The 2,189-nt window shown below is 57.9% G+C and carries 1 protein-coding gene; it reads right to left on the bottom strand.

All coding sequences use genetic code 11. The features are described from left to right. Nucleotides 1-2,189, bottom strand: a 2,189-nt coding sequence (locus ACE4YL_RS05590) for an ABC transporter permease (protein ID WP_461369351.1), incomplete at both ends; no start/stop codon positions are given.

Raw genomic sequence — 2,189 nt, 5'->3', positions numbered from 1 at the left:
TTCGTAGTTAAGCATCCGGTTAAAGCCCCGCGGGGTCAGCCCTACCGATTTTAGCATGGCAAATTCGCGGCGGCGCAGGGCCACGTTGGTGCTGATGGTGTTGAAGATATTGGTGGCCCCGATCAGGGTGATCAGGGTGATGAAGCCGTAAAAAAAGATGGAGATCACTGTGGCGGTGCGATTCATCTCTTCTTCTACCGCTTTGACATCGTGAAGAAAGATGCTGCAGTGGCTGAAATGATCCTGATGAACAGCGCGGATCTGCTCCGCCACAGCGGCGCTGTCGCTTGCACATAGATAAATCGTTCGCATCAGATCGCGGCCAGGTTCCACCTGATGCTCGCTTTTCTCCTGTATCAGTGAACAGATCTCGTTAAAGAGCTCTTCAGAGACGATTAGGTTCACCGCCCCGAGGCCGGCGGAGAAGACCCCCAGGGGGAAGGCGGCGGTTACCGCGCCGATCTCCATGGCAAAACCGGGGGGGGTAATCTCCGGATCTTCCGGGTCACCCGGTATCTCCGCCGCCGCCAGCCGGAGCGTTTCGCCTGCCTTCAGGTGCAGCGGCTCATACTCGGCATAAGTGCCTCTTTCCTGCAGGATATCTTTATTGATGAGGATCCCCCTGAAGTTCTGGGTATCTTTGAACGCTTCCGCAGCGAGCCCGTTTGCGGCGGCGTAGGCGTTAAATTCGTCTTCGCCGAGCGCGACCAGGCGAAAGGTGCATTGGTAGCGGCCGGCTTCGTTTACGGGAAAGAGCTTCTGATCGATAAAATTCTTTTGAATGTAAGGTCCGAATTGGGCCCCCTCCAGCCAGGATTCAGCAACCGCTTCTCTGATCACGGCGCATCGCTCTACCCCGTCCAGGGCGGCAACCTGCGTCGAAAAGCTTTCCAGATCCTTTGGAGAGCCGTCGTAGAGGGTCACCGCTAAATCGAAAGGGATGAAAGACTCCCCGTAATAGAGGTCGGCACTCTTAAACCCGTAGTTGATGAAAGAGGAGAAAGAGATGAACAGCACGATGCTGATGAAAAGCGAGATCACCGTGGCCCGGTAGCGGTGGCGGTTGCGCTTCAGGTTTTTTAAGGCCAGCTCTCCCTCGATCCCGAAGAGCCGGCGGGTCAGCCGGGAGGTTTTAACGTCTTTCCCCTTGATCTTAATATCTGCGCTCAGCCGGATCGCTTCGATGGGGGAGGTGGCTGCGGCCCGCTTGGCCGGCAGGTAAGTGGAAATAAGGATGATCAGCCCCACGAAGGCGATCGTGCCCCAGACGGTGACCGGCGAAACTACCAACCGGAGCGCGATATCCTGGTTATAGATGGACTCGAGCAAGAGGCGGTTGACCACGGCGAGGGTTACGCCGATGCCCCCGATGCCGGAAAGAAGCCCCAGCGGTGTGCCGATCAGCCCCAGGATGGCCCCTTCGAAAAACACGGTGTTCCGGATCTGGCCGGGGGTGGCCCCGGTGCTGGCCAGCATGCCGAACTGTTTTTTTCGCTCGCTTACCGAGATGGCGAAGGCGTTGTAGATCACCGTTACCGAGCCGACTACGATCAACAGGATCACGATCCCGGCGACGGAATAGAGCATGGCCATGGCCTGGTAGTTCTTGGAGATGCCCAGATATTGCAAGAGCTCGTTATTGTAAGTATAGCTCAGCCCCCCGGCGGCGGCCGCTATCTCCGGGACCCGGTCGTAGATCTGGCGCGGGTTTTTTCCTAAGATGGAGACGTTGACCTTATCCCCGGGGCCGAGCCGGCCCGGATCCAGGTAGGCGATCGCGGTAAACCCGGGGACGCTGCTGAAGTTTTCAAAGTGCGGCTTGGCGATGAGCCCGGTGACGGTATAGGCCCGGGTGGCGGTGGTGACAAATTGTTCATCCTCTTCAACCACGCTATCATCCGGCAGCGGCTGCCCTTCCGGATCGATCCGTTCGCCCAGGTCGAAGGCGATCGTTTCGCCGATCTGGTAGGCCTCGCCGCCGCTCTCAACAGCTTCCTCCGAAAGCAGTATCTCGCCGGTTTTTTCGGGGTAGCGGCCGGCGGTCAGCTTGATCGGCATATGCCGCAGGGCGGTGGCGTCATACTCTTTAATAAAGAAGTAAGGGCGGTATTCTTTGGTGGACTGATCAAAACGGGCAAAGCCCAGGTTCCGGCTGAGCATCGCCGTTTCGGTATAGGCGTTCCCGGTGA

It is taken from the genome of Candidatus Darwinibacter acetoxidans, from assembly GCF_041936445.1.
Classification (GTDB): domain Bacteria; phylum Bacillota; class Limnochordia; order Darwinibacteriales; family Darwinibacteriaceae; genus DTU010.
The sequence above is the reverse complement of the archived record's forward strand: the minus strand, read 5'-3'. Positions and strand labels throughout refer to the sequence as shown.